Genomic DNA, 17,347 nt, shown 5'->3' with positions numbered 1-17,347 from the left:
TGTCTAGTTGCCATCCCGCGGTAAGGATTTACTGCCAGTGTTTTGCCGCAGTCGACTTAGCAATCCCTAGAAGCCGAGAAATCTCAGCCTTGGTGTGCCCAAGACCCTTCAGTCGCTGAACCTCGTCACGCAGTTTCCTGGCTTCAATGATCTGCGGATGCGTGATGGGCTGATCTTCGATGGGAAGCGGCTGATCGAGGCTTGCAACAGCTTCCAGCTCCCGGCGAACCCTCTCGAGCAACTGTGCTGGAGGGATTTGCTCGCTCGCTCCACAAGTGATCGCCACCAGGGTGATGGGGTGTAGTCCAAGCTGAGCGGCAATTTCCTCCAGCCGATCCAAGGTCGGGCTGGACTGGCCTTGCTCTAGCCTGCTGACGTGGGACTGGGACACACCAGAATCAAAATCCGCCTGGAGAACGGAGCCTTGGCGACGAAGAAATCGGAGAGCGGAAGCGAAAGCTTTCCTATGCATGACTGGCCGGCACCTGGAAATCCAACTGTATGCCGTGTTTGCGTGATTCGACTCAAACCCTTATATTCATCTGGAGCGAACTTTTGTGGCTGGCTAGGCCGATGATTGCTGATTCCAACCACGAAAGCTGCGGTTCCGGTAGAGCCGTGCCATGCCGCTGAAGCCCGTGCTCGGCTGCGACAATCATCAATATTGAGTTAAAGCGTCTTCAGCGAGGATGGCTGTAGATGGGCCAATCGAGGGGGCGCTCACTGTGAAGCGTGCTAGGCCCTCATCACGAATCGGAGACAGGCTGTTTGAAAGTCCGAATTTACTCTGACCTCCATGAAGAGTTCGCCTCGCAGCCTAGCCTGGTAACTGCTGAGCCCAGCATCAACGATCTCGTGATCCTGGCGGGGGATATCCATACGAAGGGAAGGGGAATCGCGTGGGCCCAAGCGACCTTCAATACACCAGTGGTGTACATACTGGGAAACCACGAATTTTATAAAGGCCACTTTGACCGTACCCTCCAGTCCATGAAATCACTGGCATCAGGTACAAACGTGCATGTGCTTGAGAACGACTCAATCGTTATTGGAAACGTAAGGGTTTTGGGAGCCACTGCGTGGACTGACTTCTCGACCGGGAGCAGCGTATATCAGGCGTCCCAGGAAGCCCGGCGATCCATGAACGACTTTAAGCGTATTAGAGCCGGCGAGGGCTATAGAGCGCTGAGCGTGGATGATGTCATCACCCGGAATCACAAAACCTACGCATGGCTTGCGTCTGAACTGGACAAGGATTTTCAAGGCAAGACTCTGGTCGTCACTCATCATTGCCCTCTTGTCGACCTCAGTGGGCCGGAAAAGGATTCGGTCTTGATGCCGGCATATTCTAATGACTGGTTAGACCTTGTGAGGAAGTCGGATTTCTGGGTGTTTGGCCATACTCATAGCCGAGTAGACGTGATGGTTGATAATTGCCGTGTCGTAAGTAATCCACGTGGCTACCCTAACGAAGACTGCGGCTTTGACCCAGATTTCAGCATTGAAATTAATTGATTGAATTGGAATGTGATGCGTAATTATCAAGAGAAACTGGCAGAGGCTGCTCAGAAAGAATTCAGCCGCTCGGTGACCGGGTTTCTATTTGATGCTCGGCTTAAGGACGAAGGTGTGAGAGGCGCGGTTTTCAGAGATGCCTTGAATCGCTATGAAGATGGTGACACCTTCACAAGTAGTAAGGTTCTGGATACGTGCCAGGAGCATGGCTATACGCTATTCATGACCCAGAATGGGTCAGTCTACGTAGCTGTTAGCCACCTGATGTTCATAGAGGACACCTTTGATGGCGTGCCTCAGACGCTAATACTTCGTGCTAGCTGAACTGTTCTAGATACCGGTATTTTTACTCGCGGCGGCCTGAACTCAGGTCGCCGTGGTGCTTACGGCTGCTCAGGGTACTAAGGGCAAATTACTCACCTGGCTGACATGATTAAGGAATGTGCATGTCTAATCTTAGGAAAATGATTGCAACCATCAAGAACTATGATGTTGTGGGTAGAGGCGACTTAGATGGTGCTTACACTCGGGTCAGACTTGAGGACGAGCAAGGAAAAACCTTCTATATCAAGCAACTGGCTGTTCCTGAATATCTTCGGCGACACGGTGCACTGGTTACGGACTCGCCTAGAACTTGGTATGTCAAGCAATTAACAAAGAAGTTGACTGTCGTTGTTGCTTGCGAAAGTAGCAAAGGTAAAGTTGAGTATGACTTGGATGATCTGAGTCGTATGGCGCGAGCAGCTGTTATCAAAGGTATTCTGGCCACGGTCGCAGCCGTCCCAGCAGGGATCATTATCGCCACTGCCACCTTTGGGATTGGACTTGTTTTCATTCCTATGGCTTTGTATTACGCGTATGTGAATATCTTCAAGCTTGGGGCAAAGCTTAGCCGTAAAAGGCTGCTGAGCGATTTCGAGCAGCACGGCATCACCGTACGGTAAGCTTCGGCACTGACATTAGCGTGGGCCTTAGGCGAAGATTCTGGTGGGGGGGCCAACATGGTGGCCGCGGTCGTTTTTGACATTTTCGGAACGTTGCTAAAAATCGAGAATCGTCAGCAGCCTTATCTGCGGCTGCTACGCGAGGGTAAGCGCCAAGGTCGAGCAGTGTCTCCGAGGGATGTGCAGACCTTGATGACCTTCGCTGGCAACCTTGCTGATCTCGCCGAGCATCTTGAAATAGAACTGTTGCCTTCTCAACGAGCGAAGCTTCAGGCTGCGCTTGACCTTGAGCTGAGGTCGATGCAGACATATGACGATGCCTGGCCGGCAATTGAGTTGCTGGCAGCACGAGGTATCAAGATCGCCGTGTGTTCCAATTTGGCCTGGGACTATTGTGAGAAAGCGCGGCTACTGCTTCCGGGGCTGGATGCCTATGCGCTGAGCTCAGAGTGCGGTTTGATGAAGCCCGACCCCATGATCTACAGGCACGTTTGCTCTGCATTGGGTGTTCAGCCCGGCAATCCTGCTGACACAGACCCAGGGCGAGTGCTGATGGTAGGAGACTCTCGTAAATGTGATGAGCAAGGGCCTCGAGCATGCGGGATCTTGGGTTACCACCTGGATCGCGGAGGGGCGGGGCCGTTGAAGAGTCTGCTCGATTTCTCCGCTGCTGTTGTCGAAAGCCTGGATGTTGAACAAGAGTGAATGCCCGATCCAGGCAGGTGCCCGTAATGTCACTGACCGGGGGCTGGTCGCTCGTAGTGCAGCTCACCAAATAGGCCAATCATCAGGTCGCCATCGAGGATCTCGAATGGAAGCTCGACATACTCGTCTCGATGGCGAGGGAGTGCTTTGCCGTCGTGGCTTGCGTTCTTGGTGTGCCCCTGTACCTTCTCGCCGTTTTCTTTGATGTAAGGCAGTACGACAATCCGGCCATGGTTCTTGGAGATGATCGTTCCCTCATGCCAGAGGGTTTGTCCATTTTCGCTACCTGATTCGCCACCAGTGGTTTTGATCACCCATCCGGGGGTGCCGTTCTCTTCGTACCAAAATACAAATCCACCCATGACCACGACGCGTTGACCGCGGGCCCGTGCCTCCATGAGGATTTTTTGAACGCTGGCAAGCTGCAGTAGCTGGTTAGCAAGTGGCAGCAGCATAGATCGGATAGCGGCTTTGGTTTTTCCCCAATGGTCGGTACCCGACAGCCCAAATCCCCTGGCAATTTTTTCCCGTGCGCAGGAAACGAAGCACTTTTTGGTGGGCTTGAGCCGTGTCGACCAGTCATGTTCTCCAGACCGAACTAACGCCATTCCCCACCTTGGGATGTGTGCAATCCGCAGGTAGGGCGATTCCTGGAGCTGCTCGTGGAGATCTTCCCGCAAGTTTTCGAGCTCGGGTGACAGCACAAGGTCTTCGGCGCGAGGTCGGTCAAGATGAGCATTGCGGCGCAGAGCTTCACTCAGCATCAGACGCTCTTCGTCAGCCAAGCGCCGCTGCGCGGTCAGCTCCTTTTCAGCCTTCAACGTGATCGAGATGCGGAGGTCGTTATCCAAATCCAGCTCATCGACCCTTGCTGAAACTTCGGCGTTGAACTCAGCTACGTGTTTACGCCCTTCTTCATAGCTGGAAAATGTTTGGGCTCTTGCGTGGCCGTTGTGCTCGACCCCGTAATGCATCCATTTGAGCTCTCCACTGGGATGAAGCCGCAGCGCACGGATTATCCAGTGACTCGTCTCGTACCAGCGAAACGGGAAGAGGGCCAGCAGTGGGTATTTGGCTCCTGGCAGCTCGCTGACTAGCATGGCGTTATTCTCCCAACATTCATGGTGTGTTCCTTCGCTATTTGAGCACTCAGGACTTGTAGGCCTTGAAGAGCTTGTCTGGGGCAAGGTAGACACTGCCCCGGGCGCGTGAAAAGGCAACATAGAGCTTGTTCCGGGTCTGTGCCACGGACTCATGTAGTGTGCCTTCTAAGTACTGCTTCCAGGCCTTGGCACCCAGTACAACGCAGACATCCTGGTAGTGATCCTGGCCTTTGCTTGCCCCCCAGTTCTGTGAATAGCAGTCGTACCTGTAGTGCTGTTCGTAGAACAGCTTCACCACGCTGTGATCGGCGTGCAGCTGATTCGCGAGATCTTGAGTTTCAACCCTCACGATCTCGCTTGCTCGATCCTCATGGGCGCCAATGTCGATCTGCAGATGAACGCGTATGAGCTCGCACACGGTGGTGCCGCATCGCCAGCTCTTGCTCAAGGTCTGCTTGTCGACCGTCAGCCCTGCGTCGCGGAATTTCTTTTCGTAGCGCCCTAGGTCGTCATGGAGGGTGCGATTCACCGAGCCGTCGCGACTGGTGTCGAACGTGTGCTGAAAGAAATCACCCACGAACAGCATGTCTGCCTGGGCGGACGAGACCTCCAGGAGGAGGTTGAAATCATGCCCGGCGAAGTCCTGCACCTCGTCAACGTAGACCGCATCGTAGAACCGCTCGATTCGCGCCTTCACAGCGGGGAGGAGCGCTTTGATCTCGATTAGCTTGGCCAGGCGGTTGTGGTACAGCCGCCCCTTGGAATCGCGGTACCGCCTCATTTCGTTGAGTGGCAGCTTTAGATCCGGGGGTCTTTTGAAGCTGAGGCCTCGCGTGGAGAATTGCCTCTGGCCAATAGGTCGGAAGCAAAAGGCATGCAGGAAACCGAAGTAGGTCATCAGGGTAATGTTCGGCGGTAGGACGCCGAATTTTTTGATGATGCTGGTGCGCAGATGGCTATAGTTGTTCTCCGTATAGGTGATGATCAACGCGCGTCGGTCTAGGCTGAGCTGGTTGATCAGGTGGGTGGTCTTGCCCGAGCCGGCAACCGCAAAGATCACTCTCTTATCCATGCGATTGCATCCTGGATGTATTGAGGGGTAACCAGATCGGGGGCCTTCTTCGTCAGCAGCTCGAACGCGGCATCAGCCTTGTTCTTCAGCATGTACTCTTGGACGGTCAGCTTCCTGCGACCTCCACCGAATAGCGCGTCGCAGATAGCCTGGTTGTCCTGATACAGGCCTATTTCGAATGTCGATCGTGCGTCATCAGGATCAGCAAATATCCGAGCCTGCTCATACAGGCAGTCTTCGTAGTTTTCGACGCAGTGCTGCTGGTGGCTCCCGTCGTTGTCCCGGATAGCCGCGACCTTGATCCCCAGCAGTTTCCCGAGCTCGAGGTAACGTTTGAAGCTGGTGCCGCCGATTGAAATGATGTGCACACCTTCAGATTGAGGTGTCTGGCCGTCCGTGACCTGCTTGTACATTTCTTCGATGAGAATGAATTCGGCATCTCCTTCGACGAGAATGACCTTCCGAGAGAGGGCGAACTCCAGCACGTTGTTATCCGGCGCTTTCATGAAGAAATTGGCGGTACCCTCGGACAGCGCTTTCAGACGGCCAGCCTTTTGGTCGCTGCCAAGCAGGAGAGCATGGCGCAGATCCAGCCTTGAACTGATGTGGCTGCTATGGGTGGCGATGAACAGCTGCGTGCCGGCAGTCTTGGCAAGCTGCTCAACCAGCTGCTTCATTTTTGTGTGGCTCAGGTGGTTTTCAGGTTCTTCCAGGAGGAGGGCGTTGAGTTCCTTGGCGTCATGTTTGCGTAGTGCGAACTCTGTCTTGATGAAGCACTGTTCGCCCTTACCGCGATTTTCTACCGGTATCCCGTCCTTGGTGATGATCAAGTCGGTTTCGAGGTTGGAGCGGACGCTGGTTCTGACGGCAAACTGATAATTTCCGAGCTTTGCATTGAGTGCGGCAAGCTCGTTGTCCCGGAACGCCTCCTTGCCGCGGCGGTACCGGTTCTCCAGACCGAAACGCTGAGGGGCATCAGCGTTGAAGCTGAACACGGTTCGCGTGTACTCGCGGGCAGCGTACTCACTGTCAATGCGTGAGCTGTCCAACATCAGGTGTTTGACCGGGCGACGGTAGCTCACGTGCGGCTCGCCTGCGAAGGTGGTGAACCTCACGGCGTAGTATTCGTAAGGGAAGTTGTCCGGATCTTCGCGCAGGAGCTCGACGATCGTAGGGCCATACTCCTCGAGCAGCGGTGAGATTCTCATCTGGATGCCATCAGTCATGACACCGGCTTGGTTCTGGGTGCCATACAGGCCTGGGGCATCACCTTCCTCCAGCGCGACGTCAACAATCACTTCGGGAAGATGGTCGAGCGTACGCGGGCCCTTCAAGAAGGTGCGTACGGCAGATTGCGACAGAAGAGACTCGTAGCCGATGGTTTCTACCCGGCTGCGGCTTGCACTCAACGCGAGATCCAGGGCAAGAAGAACGCTGCTTTTACCCGTCTCGTTGTCGCCGATCAGTACGTTCACATCCGGGGCAAAGTCCAGGGTCAGAGCCTCGAATTTCTTGAAGTTATGAAGCGTCACTTTCTTGATGGCAGGCATTGCGAGTTACCCTCGGATCGATCCGGTTAAAGGTGGTCAGTACCAGTGCACTTCACGCCTTGGCAGCCTGGCGATTGGCTTCACTCTGACGGCGCATTTCCATGATGGGGTGATCACCTGCGATTACGGCGCCTAGGTGCATGGGGCTCGGCAGCTTGAGATGGCCATCCCACATCGGCGCATTGCGACATAGCAGTGCGACCTGCTCGACCAAGGTGGTTGGATTAGAGAACGCGCCGGCATCGAGGACAGTGAGTTCGGTGACACCCAGTTGCTGCCAAGGTGTCTGCAGCCATTCATCATCGACTTGGTAGCGGGTGTTATGACGCTGTGCCTCGGCTTTGCTGTAGATCTTCGACGGAGAGACGAAGTAGTAAACGCTGGGGCTGCGTTGTGATTGGAACAGGCCGATTTTTTGCCCGATGAACCTCGGCTCATCAGGGTGATCAGAGTGGTTGCCCGACATCTGTGCAATGTCATCGCCGACCCGGATGCGTACCACAGCGGCCCCTTGGGGCATGGGAGGAAGCCCGACATCGGGGCTGTCCTTCAGGCCTTTGTAGAAGGTGCGTAGGTCACTGTCCAAACAGACGAGCAGTGGTGTGTCGACGTCCTCAGTCGGCACAAGCATTGCCCACGCAATGAGCTTGCTGATCGCGTCGGGATTGACCAACGACTGCGTGGCATGGATCGCGGCTACGCCTTCCGTGTATTCGTACCATTTGCCACGCTGTAGATTGCCGGCCACAAACCAGTACACCTCGCATTTCTGACTACCCACCACCGTCCTGGTAATGACGGGGAGGTAGATCATGTTTCCGGGCCCAGTAATCCGATCCAGCCAGATCGACAGCACAGTGGTGCCGGCCTGCATTGACTTGGCTTTGATGAATGAAGCGGGGAAGAATCCGCTCAAGCGCAAGGTCTCGGTCACGGTGTTGAGTGCTTTGAAATCACGAGGAGGTTTCTTGGGTTTTTTGCCGTCTTCGGTTGGTTGTGGAGCGACGGCCTTAGCATCCGATTTTTTGGTAGGCCTTGGTACTTCGTGCATGATGAATTGAGTGACAATTCCATTCTCGGCCAGAACGCGTCGCAAGAAATGCTTGGGGTCTTGTTCAGGTGACTTGCCCGCTGCAGCCAAGCTCGTTTCTACAATCAGTACCGATGTGTTGAGCTTACGTACCTCTGGCACCACTACCTGTTTCACCCAGGCATCAAGCTCTTGAGTTGTGGCTTCGCCATGCAGCATGTGTCGCGCACTTTCCACCTCAACGCGAGTAAGGTTGATTTCAGGCGGGGCGATTTTTTTGAAGAAGGGCATGGCTTGAGCCAGCGTTTCACGCGCTTTTGTCAGCCTGAGCAACGTCTCGGAATGCCCGGCCAGCACGCCAACTCGAATTCCGGTTGTCGCCTCCGGAGTGATCGCAGCTTTTGCCTTACTGAGACCCGACACAACCTTTCGGGCGAGGAGTGGTTGAACGCCTTCAACACTGCGTCGCAGGTGGAAGCAGGCCTGATCAAGGAAGAGGGGGCCAGGCCCTGAGCCTATGGCCGGATTTTGAGGTGGAGTGCTGAAGATCGGACGTACGCGGCCATCCGGGGGAATGTCTCCCTCGGTCAAATCCGGCAGTGGTTGAACGCCCATGAACCCAAGAAGCTTATTGGTAGGGAAGTCGTAAAACGCGCGCCACCCGGTGTCCGTCATTTTGCTGTGCACACCTGCATGCACGATGATCTGCCCAGTGTGTACCCAGGCGTGCTTTTTCTTGCCGATCCAGTTGGGCATGATCTGACTGAGCTTTACACGCAACTGGATAAAGGGCTCGTTGCAGTCACGGAGCAGTTTCAGGCCGGGTGTTATCACGTGAAGCGCACTGGCAGTGCGCTCAACCTCTGGGATGATCGGATCGTCCCAGGCCACCAGCGAGCCGTCTGAGGCCTGCTGCAGGGAAATCTGTTTGGGGATTGGGTCAGGACTGCCGTTCTGAGTCGTCTGCAGGGGCGTTGCGCACATGGCTTTGCCAACGAGCCAAGGGACAAGGTGGTAAGCAAGCGGGGAAATGTTGTCATCTGCGATGAGGTCTTCTGTTCGAAGTGGAACCAGATCAGTAACAGTAAGCTTGGTTTCCAGCCCCTCTACCTGCTGCCCCCAGATGCGCATGACCTCCAGCGACCACAAGTACAGCACCTGATTGATCGTCTCGACGGGCAGGTGATTGAGCATCAGGATTGCGGATAGCCCTTTATCCCAGTTAATCGACCAGTTTACCTTCACCGGCCCACCTGACACTGCGGCGAGCATTTCCTCAAGGGCATTGGTAGGTAAGCCAGGATGGTGTTTCTTGGCCAGATTTTGCAGCACTTGCCAGGCAGCCAGGTAGGTATCACTGATTTGGACGCGGTAAGCATGCCCGAGCCTTTTAGGGTCAAAACTGAAAAGGCTGGTGCGCAGATCGAGGGTCTTCATCGAACTTCCTTTGCTGATTGATCAATGTACTTCGTGATGGCTGTGGCAATGCCGTTGTGGTGCAGGGAAAACTGATTCCAGTTGCCTTCTTCCTTGAGCCATTTGACGCTGTCGGAAAGTAGCTTCGCCCAGGGTGTACGCCCACGCGTGAACGCTGCGTCTGCGAAGAAGCACGTCACTGGGGTACCGCCGCGTCGTCCCCGACCGATGAGCTGAGTCAGCGTTACCAGAATGTTCATCACGGTGTAGTGGCGGATGTTTGGGGGCTGTTGACTGAAGGCGGGTGGTGCGCCGCGAATGCTGTCGAGCAGCTTGTTGGAGATCACTCGCTCCGTGTGAAGGATGTGCCGAAGGCTGGGCTGGGGCTGCATGCGGTTCCACGTTTCGTAGCTGATATGCGCCAGGTTGTTTTCTGGGCTGTCGGAGGCGGGCAGAGGGCGTACACAGAGCACCACCCCGCCGATCGCAGACAACCCGTCCTTGTTGACGATATTGTGGCCACGGGCCATGGGCTGAAGGGCGCTGACCAAGATGGTCTTGTTTCGATGGATGCCGTCAATGAACTGCGCGAGGTCGTCGTATACCAGGGCGTGTTCGCTATTGAGCAGCGTGGGTTTGTACTCACTGGAGCGACCGCGTACCCAGCCAACAGTTGGTGTTGGGCACAGGTCTGCGAGTGTGATTGCCAAGAGTTCAGCATCGGCATCGCTGCTGGCTACCAGTAGTAGGCGCGCTCGGTCTTGCGTTGCCGGATCCTTGGCCAGGGAGTGCAGACGTCTCTCAAGCCAAGGCCAAAGCTCCAGTGCAAGTTGGCGAATGCGCTCCTTGCGTTCGAAATAGGGCGCACCTGAGACGACGGTGGTCAGCCCGATATTCTCGAATGTCACCTGACCTTTTGCGTCTGGTACGTCGATGAAGTCTCGGGCCTTCAGGTCGAAGGCACTGGCTCCAGGGAAGTAGGCAGTTGCAGAGAAACCCATGAACATCCGTCGTACTCCAGCAAAACCCAGCGCAGCGAGCTCAGGTAGAGCCAGCAAGGTGCCGTGAGGGTCACCGCGCATGGCGACTACGTTTAGGGTCGATTGTTCTTCACTGGTTTGTTTTCGTTTGAATCCAAATACTGTCCGATGGAGCGGGCCGATCGGGCTGAAAGAGAGGGGTTCACGCCCCTTGAGTTTGCTATGAACCTCTTGGGCGTAAGGGACTTCGGCATTGGCGAACGAGGGCAGTTCGATCTGCAGGTTTCTCAGTGCAATCTCGATGTAATCCAACACACCGCGCAGGATCAGGGATGCTTTCAGCCGTTGATGATCCTTGGGATTGAGCTTTTCCTTGAGGTGGTGGCCGTCGGACAACGCTACGAGCAGGCTGCCCAGTTCAGCTGCCATGCTTTCTGGTCTGCTGGCAGGATCGTTGGTTCTCCAGTAAACGAGGTTCTCCCGTAACGCCATCAGGTGCTTAGGAACACTGGCATTGCCGCTGCGATACAGGGCTTCGAGCGTTTCAGCGCTGATGTCGAGCTTCGCCTTGATGTAGCCGTCATCCGCTTGTGCCCACGTCGTTTCCTTCTTCGGCCACTCAAAGTATCGACGTTGCTGGAGGTTCATCAGCTGGTCGACGCTCACACAGCAGTAGGTGAGCGCCCAGATGATGCGAAGGATGCTGCTGTTATCGATGCCGGGGATTCTAGAGCGATTGGAGACCAAGGTGCGGAAGAGCTGCATCAGCGGGCTGTCTTCACCGATGTTGCCTAGCTGTAAGCTCAAGGCGCTGTTGTCGATGGCTGTCTTCAGTAGCCCGTCAATTTCATCCACGAGAAAAATGGGGGCCGTGCGCAGCAGAATTTCGATGAGGCTGCGAGGGCCGGGTAACTTGTCTGAATCTTCAAACGGGATGCGAGAGGTGCCGGACAACAGGGCGTGATGGTTGATGACGATGATGTCGGCTTCAAGCGCTCGAGCCATCATTTTCGTCTGACCACAGGTAAACAGAAATGGACAGTGGCTGATGCGCTTGGTCGTTTCTTGGCTGTTGGGTTTGGATGTCACAACCTGGAGCTTGAAGCAGGGTTCAGAGCCTGCAGGCATTTCTTCTTGGTCGGTTGAGAACGCGTTCAGCAGGCACGCGTAATCGTAAGGGTGATCCTCGCTGCGATTTTTGAAGTGTAAGGCTGCTCGCGTGGGAATTTTTGATGCCGAATGCAGAGGGGCGATTTTTAAGCCTGGCGCCACCACTGAGGCAGCTTCACGCATGATCCTCACGGTGTTTTCCAGCTCGACGTAACCCGGCACGGCAATGACTACTTTATGACCACGGCTGGCAGCGTCCACTCCCATGAGCGACATCACCACCGTTTTGCCTGTGCCCGTCGCTGCATTGACGCGGAAGAAGCTGCCCGCATCTGCCGATCGCTTACCAGCATTGCCCCAGATGTTGTCGAGCGAGGCGCAGTGCTGAGTGTGAGGGGTTGCTGCGGCATCCAGGCGCTTGGCGATGGAGCGAAGCGTGGTGTAGTCCCATTCAACTTCTGGTAGGCAGTCGACGTCAGGTATCGTGAGGTACTCGGCGCCTTTGGGTAGGCAACTTCTTTCCTCGGCTGGAATCGTGAAGGTTCGAGTGCGTTCGGCGGTGATGTACTTGAACGCGACGCTTCCTGATTCTGGGATCTTGGCGGTGGACGGTGGCTGATGCCACCCCTTCAGGGCATCGAGGTACTCCTGAATAACCTGATCTACGTTGAGGACTGTCCTGACCTGGTACTGATCCTTTTCGCTCAGTGCAGTGCCAGGTGAGTCCAGGTCGACTAGTTCAAACGGGCTGTGCTCGTGCGCCAATACACCTTCGGCAATTTCAATGAATCGAGCGGGTTGTGCCAATTCCGGTGGTCTCAGCCGCAGTGCTCTGGCGATGGTGATCTGCTGCTCCAGCGCAAGATGGTTCCACGTGCTCCACTTGTGTGTCCTTCCCGCTATCAACGCCGCGGCATCGGCCAGGCTGACTTGGCCTTCAACATGCCGAGCCGCCAGAGCCATGAACAGTGTTGCTGCAATGTCAGAAAGGGTGCGCACGTTTAGTCAGTTCCTTGATGCATTGGCTTTGAGTGAACACCTGAAGGCCTGGAGGGCACACACTCTGTAGCCAACCAACATGGGCTTGTTGATAGTCAGGAATCACAATCCAGCGAAGCGTAGACGCGCGAACGCTTTCCAGGTGGTGCCCCAGGGCACGAGGAGAAATCCAAACTTTGGCGTCGATGTCCAGATCCATACCGCCGTGCTTCACGCGTAAATCAGATCGGTCAACGTTGGGCCACAAGGTGACCTCTACACCATGCTGCAGCAGTTGTTCCGCCAGCTGCAGCTCTAGAAGGCCAGGTAGCAATGTGAATTTCCAGAGGGCGCCCTTGAGCATATAGCGTGTGCCAGCAACCTCGCCCTTCAGTTCTCTATTGGTCACCAGGTTGATCAGCCTTCGGTTATCCCACCGATACAGGCTGTGTTTGTCTCTGCACCAAGCTGAATCACATTGAACCTCGAGGCGCTGAGGGTTCATTGGCCAGCCGCATTCGGGCATCGATAAAGGTGGCCATCCGCGATCAGGTGTTCGGGGATGGGATCGTAGAACTCATTGAGTGTTCTGCTCAGAGGGATAAAGACAACAGCCGCCTTTACTGACTCGATGACTGGATTTTCGATCAAGAAGCGGCGAAAGCGACGGTACAGTCCATCACCATCAGACCGGATGCGACAGAGGTCTCTTACCTCCTTTACGATCGACTGGATGTCTTCCCAGAGTTGTTGGCTCTCCAGCTCGAGCAGCATCTCGCTGCATGTCTGGGTGGGAATGCCGGAGGCAAGGAGTGGGCCGGTGTAGTCCAACCGGACAGATTCTGGTAGCCAATCTTCCAGAGGCAGGGCGAAGCGGTGCTCGAGCTCCAGGGCCGAGAGAAGTCCTTCTCCAGGAGTAATTCGCCACAGCCGCGCCTGGGCTTCACGAAGTAGCAGTAAGGCTGCTTCTCGATCCGTCTGGGTCAACGATGCCGCGGTCGACAGCAGCCTCAACAGGTACTGGGGTAAAGGATCATCCATGACAAGGCCTCCTGTGCTCGAACGGCGATGCCTTCTCTGGAAGGGCCGCCAGCTCTGTAAGGCTAGCAATGTGCCACCGAAGAGTTCAATGCCCACAGGAACTGTTGTGTGATGCGCAATGCCTAGCTGAGAAGGCGAGGCTTGCCTAGTCCTGTATTTGAATTGTCTGGGTGGGGGAATAGGGCGCACAAACCTGAATCAGCACAGTCACTTGCTGTGCTTATTCAGGTCAGGATGCTCTTTATGCAGAGCGCTCAACAAGCTCCATGATCGCCTGGCCAACCTCCTGAGTCGACCGGGTACCGCCCATGTCGCGCGTGGTATTGCCCTGAGCGATGACCGTCTCGATTGCTTTGAGAATGTCATCGTGAGCAGCCTGGTAGCGAGCGTCCTCGTCACGCTTGCCCAGGAACTCAAGCATCAGGGCGCCCGACCAGATCATGGCGATCGGGTTGGCGATGTTCTTGCCAAAGATATCCGGCGCCGAACCATGTACGGGCTCGAACAACGATGGGAAGCTGCGCTCCGGGTTGAGGTTGGCTGACGGTGCGATACCAATGGTGCCGGCGCAGGCGGGGCCCAGGTCGGACAGGATGTCGCCGAACAGGTTGGAGGCCACCACTACATCGAAGCGTTCTGGCTGCAAGACGAAGCGAGCGCAGAGGATATCGATGTGTTGCTTGTCCCAACTGATTTCCGGGTACTGAGAAGCCATGGCAGCGGTGCGCTCGTCCCAGTATCCCCGGCGTCTGGATTGCGCCCCAGATACCGACTGTAAGGGTCAAGCACGTTGGCGCAGTCCTCGACAATGACCTGCAGCTTGTTACGCGTTCCCGAGGTTGCCGCAACATCGGGAAGATCACCTATGGCCACTGCCGGAATGCTCTATCCGGCGGAAGCAGGGCGATAGGCAATTTTCAGCTTGGTCTTGTTCTGAGGGAGCACAATGCCGTTGGGGTAGCGTTTTGCGAATTCGTTTTTGAAGAGCGCTGCGAATTGCTCAGGACACCGGGTCACAGGTGTGCGCCTGGAGATATTGGGCTCTGCGAGCGCCCAGGCCAATGCCCAGCTCGGGTTAAGCGGATACTTGTCCACGGCCATCTGACCCAGCGCAACGCGCAGGGACATAGGCAGCTCATACCCATCTGCGGCACTGGCGGCGGGCTCATTCACGTAGCTCAGAGGTTGAACAGAACCTGCGTCGATATGGGCCAGGAAGCGGGTAGCGTAGCCGCGGAAAGAATTGTTGTCGCCGTAGAGACCAAGCAAGCGCTCGACCTCGGCCTTGATGGCTGGGATCTCGGCTTTGGCCTGAGGGTCAGTCGGTGCGTCGATCAGTGCGCGGCGTTCAAGCCCGTAGAAAAACAGAAATACATACCCTGCATCGGCAGGCTGGCGGCGACCTCCTGCCAACCATTGCAGATACGCTCGCCGCGCCTCGGGTGTGATGCTCCGGTAGCTTGGCCAGTAGGGCATCTGTCGCTCGGTGAGGTTCATCGGTGAGCGCGCGATTCGAAGGGTGGCATCGATCAGGGACGGTTCAGATTGGCCGAATTGCGTCGCCCGCTCGGTGATGTAGAGCAGTCCACCTGGGATGGCCAGACCAGCCACGTTGATGGACTCACCTTCAGCAAGCCAACGAACCCCCGTTGGCTTAGCACTGGGCTTTGGGATGGCGTAGCTCTGACTATCGCTTGACGAACCGACCTGGACGGTATGGAAGTCTCGCTCGCGGGTACTGGTGCTGAACTGAACGGTTACAGTGGGGGAGGCTGCTTGTCGAGAGGACGCAGCGATCTCGGCGGCAATATCATCTTCAGGAACGTAGGGCTTTGCCTGGGTAGCGCGTCTGATGGCCCATACCAATACGCCTATGCCCAGGATAACCCCGAGGGCGATCCAGACCTGTTTTGGAATCTGTGCCAAGAGGGCAACGACGAACAACAAGGCGTACAGAGCAATCGGCCCGCCGCCGCTCCCTTTGCGCTTCCGTGGCATATAAGTGTTCCGTACTTTAGGTAATGGCTAAATGACATTCTTACGGATTTTTCGGGGCCGGCCAAGCTGATTAGACGAAGGGAGCGCTCAGGAAAATGAGTGAGATGGGATTGCCAGCGAGGATGATCTATTGAACTCGTCCACCAGCACGCTTGAGGCCAGCCGCCTGTGTCCCGCTGTCGAGTGCTTAATCTCAGAAATTGGTGCTGATGAGACCGTGATCGAGTGCGGTATATGCGAGCTCCGATAGCACGGGACTAATCGTTGATGGCAGTGATTATCACTGATAAGGATTTTGTAAATAGTGATTTTCACCGTATTTTGATTTTTTCCTACATGCACCCTTGAAAATTTTTTTGCGCGACGGAGTTCTTATATTTGAGAGCAAAAAACTTTATAAGGTGTCAGCCTCACCGGTGACGCAGAGGTCAAAACGCGGTGTCACGACCTTGCTTTTGGCTGTTGATCTGAGGTGCTTTCACAGCCTGGCTTGCCTTGCCGACCAGGCAAGGCGAGGGCTGTTAGGGGGATCGGTACTACGGCCGTTAGGCCGCTGCTTTTGCTTTTGATTACAAAGAAACGTCCTTCCAGCATTTTTTTTGATGGGCAGGGTGCACCTCGTTATGTACCAACGTCGGACAACCACCCCCCGGTTGGCTGAGCTCACCTAGCTCGTTCGCCTGTCGACTGGTGACCTGGATGTCGGGCGATAGGTCAATGTGCTCTATTGGCGGCCTGCAAGGCCTCTCCTAGCGCTTCCAAGGCATCCAGAAGACGTTGATCCTCTCTGGGGTCGTCGCTCGCTGGGCGATGGCTCAGGCAGTGCCTGAGGAGGGCTTCAGCGTCATTCTGGTTGAGATCAAACTCGATGTGCATGTAGGCCTCGGCTGTAGGGTGGCGGTATGGTCGTGTTCAGGTATCGGCCACGGAGACATGGTTGTGAGGTTGTGTGGACGCCGAAGTAGAACAGTTGGTGGGGCAGCGCGCGTGGCTCATCTACGGAGAGTCGCTGGGCGCGATTTTGGAGAACGTGCTGTCTAGCTACAAGCGTGCTGGTGGGTTTGACGAATTGACGCGATTCCACGGGAGCACGGCAGGCTATGACGTATTGATGCTTCTCAAGCGCGCCTTGAGACAGCAAGGGCATGCCCGCGGATACCAGGTTGAGGAATCCTTTGTCGAGATACGTTACCGGTTGCGCACGTACCTAGGTGAGGCTTTGCTCCGCAAGATCGTGTCGGAGCATCAGGGCACGCCGGCGTTGCGGGATGCACTGTTCGCGGTGGATCTCGGGGCGTGATGGATTTTGACCAGTAGCTGTGAGCCGCCCTTGGTGAAGCTGCTTGGCACCTAAGGTGCTGAGCAATGACGAAAGTGGCACGCCGGTCTCGATTCAATTAGAGTCGTTTGCTCAATTGGTGTTCTGGCAAGGAAAGCGACATGAAAGTCAAGATCGATCACGTTCATGGGCATGGCGATGCGTCTGAAGAGCGTGTGTTACTAAGTGTGGTGGAAGATTGCAACATGAGTTATTACATGGTTGCAGACACAAGTTACACTGCGGATGGACGGATTTCGAACAAACACCGTCATACTCATTGGTTTCAATCAACTGCGGTAAAAAAAGGCGAACGGATTTCTCTTCACACGAAACCGGGAACATATCAGACAACGATAAATGGTGGCGTGAAGTGGCATCATTTCTATTTTGGGCTCAAAACCCCAATTTGGAACGATGATGGCGACGCAGCAGTGCTTTTCGAAATGAATACTTGGAAAACTACCAAGGCCAGACCTTGATGTGCTGAGGTACTAAAGAATTATTGTGATCTGAATATGATCGCAACATATTAAAGTGCGAGCCTGGGCCTGTGTGCGGGGCTTGATGAGGGGCTACTGGATGTA

Annotated in this window: 15 protein-coding genes and 1 pseudogene; 6 read left to right on the top strand and 10 right to left on the bottom strand. The window is 55.4% G+C overall.

The features are described from left to right. Positions 1-28: 28 nt before the first annotated feature. A complete protein-coding gene (locus tag LOY42_RS13785) occupies positions 29-472 on the bottom strand; it encodes a helix-turn-helix domain-containing protein (protein ID WP_172287872.1) in 444 nt (147 codons plus the stop codon). Between the two features lie 296 nt (positions 473-768). Between LOY42_RS13785 and LOY42_RS13780 the strand changes: the two genes are divergently transcribed. From LOY42_RS13780 to LOY42_RS13765, 4 genes are all read left to right on the top strand, one after another. Next, positions 769-1,515, top strand: a complete 747-nt coding sequence (locus LOY42_RS13780) for a metallophosphoesterase (protein WP_172288666.1) — start codon at positions 769-771, stop codon at positions 1,513-1,515. 15 nt (positions 1,516-1,530) lie between these two features. Next, positions 1,531-1,839, top strand: coding sequence for a hypothetical protein (locus tag LOY42_RS13775; protein ID WP_172288662.1), 309 nt, complete (start codon positions 1,531-1,533; stop codon positions 1,837-1,839). A 122-nt stretch (positions 1,840-1,961) separates the two neighbouring features. Continuing rightward, positions 1,962-2,459 (top strand): hypothetical protein, encoded by a 498-nt coding sequence (locus LOY42_RS13770; protein WP_172288660.1) that lies wholly within the window; start codon positions 1,962-1,964, stop codon positions 2,457-2,459. A 57-nt stretch (positions 2,460-2,516) separates the two neighbouring features. Continuing rightward, a complete protein-coding gene (locus LOY42_RS13765) occupies positions 2,517-3,164 on the top strand; it encodes an HAD family hydrolase (RefSeq protein WP_258597964.1) in 648 nt (215 codons plus the stop codon). Positions 3,165-3,193: 29 nt separating this feature from the next. Here LOY42_RS13765 and LOY42_RS13760 read toward each other — a convergent pair whose 3' ends face one another. The 9 genes and pseudogenes from LOY42_RS13760 to LOY42_RS13720 all read right to left on the bottom strand — a co-directional run bounded on the left by LOY42_RS13760 (position 3,194) and on the right by LOY42_RS13720 (position 15,442). Further along, on the bottom strand, positions 3,194-4,264 hold the full coding sequence (locus tag LOY42_RS13760; protein WP_258597963.1) for a hypothetical protein: 1,071 nt from the start codon (positions 4,262-4,264) through the stop codon (positions 3,194-3,196). A gap of 49 nt (positions 4,265-4,313) precedes the next feature. Further along, the gene (locus LOY42_RS13755; protein WP_172287291.1) at positions 4,314-5,339 is read right to left on the bottom strand and encodes an AAA family ATPase; all 1,026 of its coding nucleotides are present in this window, start codon (positions 5,337-5,339) and stop codon (positions 4,314-4,316) included. Then, the gene (locus tag LOY42_RS13750; RefSeq protein ID WP_258597962.1) at positions 5,324-6,889 is read right to left on the bottom strand and encodes an ATP-dependent endonuclease; all 1,566 of its coding nucleotides are present in this window, start codon (positions 6,887-6,889) and stop codon (positions 5,324-5,326) included. Before LOY42_RS13750 ends, LOY42_RS13755 begins: the two co-directional genes overlap by 16 nt. A gap of 52 nt (positions 6,890-6,941) precedes the next feature. Next, complete coding sequence (locus LOY42_RS13745; RefSeq protein WP_172287289.1) at positions 6,942-9,356, bottom strand: RNaseH domain-containing protein; 2,415 nt, start codon at positions 9,354-9,356, stop codon at positions 6,942-6,944. After that, a complete protein-coding gene (locus tag LOY42_RS13740) occupies positions 9,353-12,424 on the bottom strand; it encodes a hypothetical protein (protein ID WP_172287288.1) in 3,072 nt (1,023 codons plus the stop codon). The genes LOY42_RS13745 and LOY42_RS13740 overlap by 4 nt, the downstream gene beginning before the upstream one ends. After that, the gene (locus tag LOY42_RS13735) at positions 12,408-12,812 is read right to left on the bottom strand and encodes a hypothetical protein (RefSeq protein WP_258597961.1); all 405 of its coding nucleotides are present in this window, start codon (positions 12,810-12,812) and stop codon (positions 12,408-12,410) included. Before LOY42_RS13735 ends, LOY42_RS13740 begins: the two co-directional genes overlap by 17 nt. 92 nt (positions 12,813-12,904) lie before the next feature. Continuing rightward, on the bottom strand, positions 12,905-13,444 hold the full coding sequence (locus LOY42_RS13730; RefSeq protein ID WP_258597960.1) for a hypothetical protein: 540 nt from the start codon (positions 13,442-13,444) through the stop codon (positions 12,905-12,907). Between the two features lie 241 nt (positions 13,445-13,685). After that, a pseudogene (locus LOY42_RS13725) lies at positions 13,686-14,183 on the bottom strand (isocitrate/isopropylmalate family dehydrogenase); the annotation flags it as partial. Positions 14,184-14,329: 146 nt separating this feature from the next. Further along, entirely contained in the window at positions 14,330-15,442 is a 1,113-nt protein-coding gene (locus tag LOY42_RS13720) for a TerB N-terminal domain-containing protein (protein ID WP_256676390.1), read from the bottom strand. Positions 15,443-16,391: 949 nt separating this feature from the next. Here LOY42_RS13720 and LOY42_RS13715 point away from each other — a divergent pair. Beyond that, positions 16,392-16,742 carry a hypothetical protein gene (locus LOY42_RS13715; RefSeq protein WP_172288576.1) on the top strand — a complete coding sequence of 117 codons (351 nt, stop codon included), beginning with the start codon at positions 16,392-16,394 and terminating at the stop codon, positions 16,740-16,742. 140 nt (positions 16,743-16,882) lie between these two features. Beyond that, on the top strand, positions 16,883-17,242 hold the full coding sequence (locus tag LOY42_RS13710; protein ID WP_172288578.1) for a hypothetical protein: 360 nt from the start codon (positions 16,883-16,885) through the stop codon (positions 17,240-17,242). The last annotated feature ends 105 nt before the right edge of the window (positions 17,243-17,347 follow it).

The organism is Pseudomonas sp. B21-023 (genome assembly GCF_024749165.1).
In the GTDB taxonomy this organism is placed as follows: domain Bacteria; phylum Pseudomonadota; class Gammaproteobacteria; order Pseudomonadales; family Pseudomonadaceae; genus Aquipseudomonas.
The sequence above is the reverse complement of the archived record's forward strand: the minus strand, read 5'-3'. Positions and strand labels throughout refer to the sequence as shown.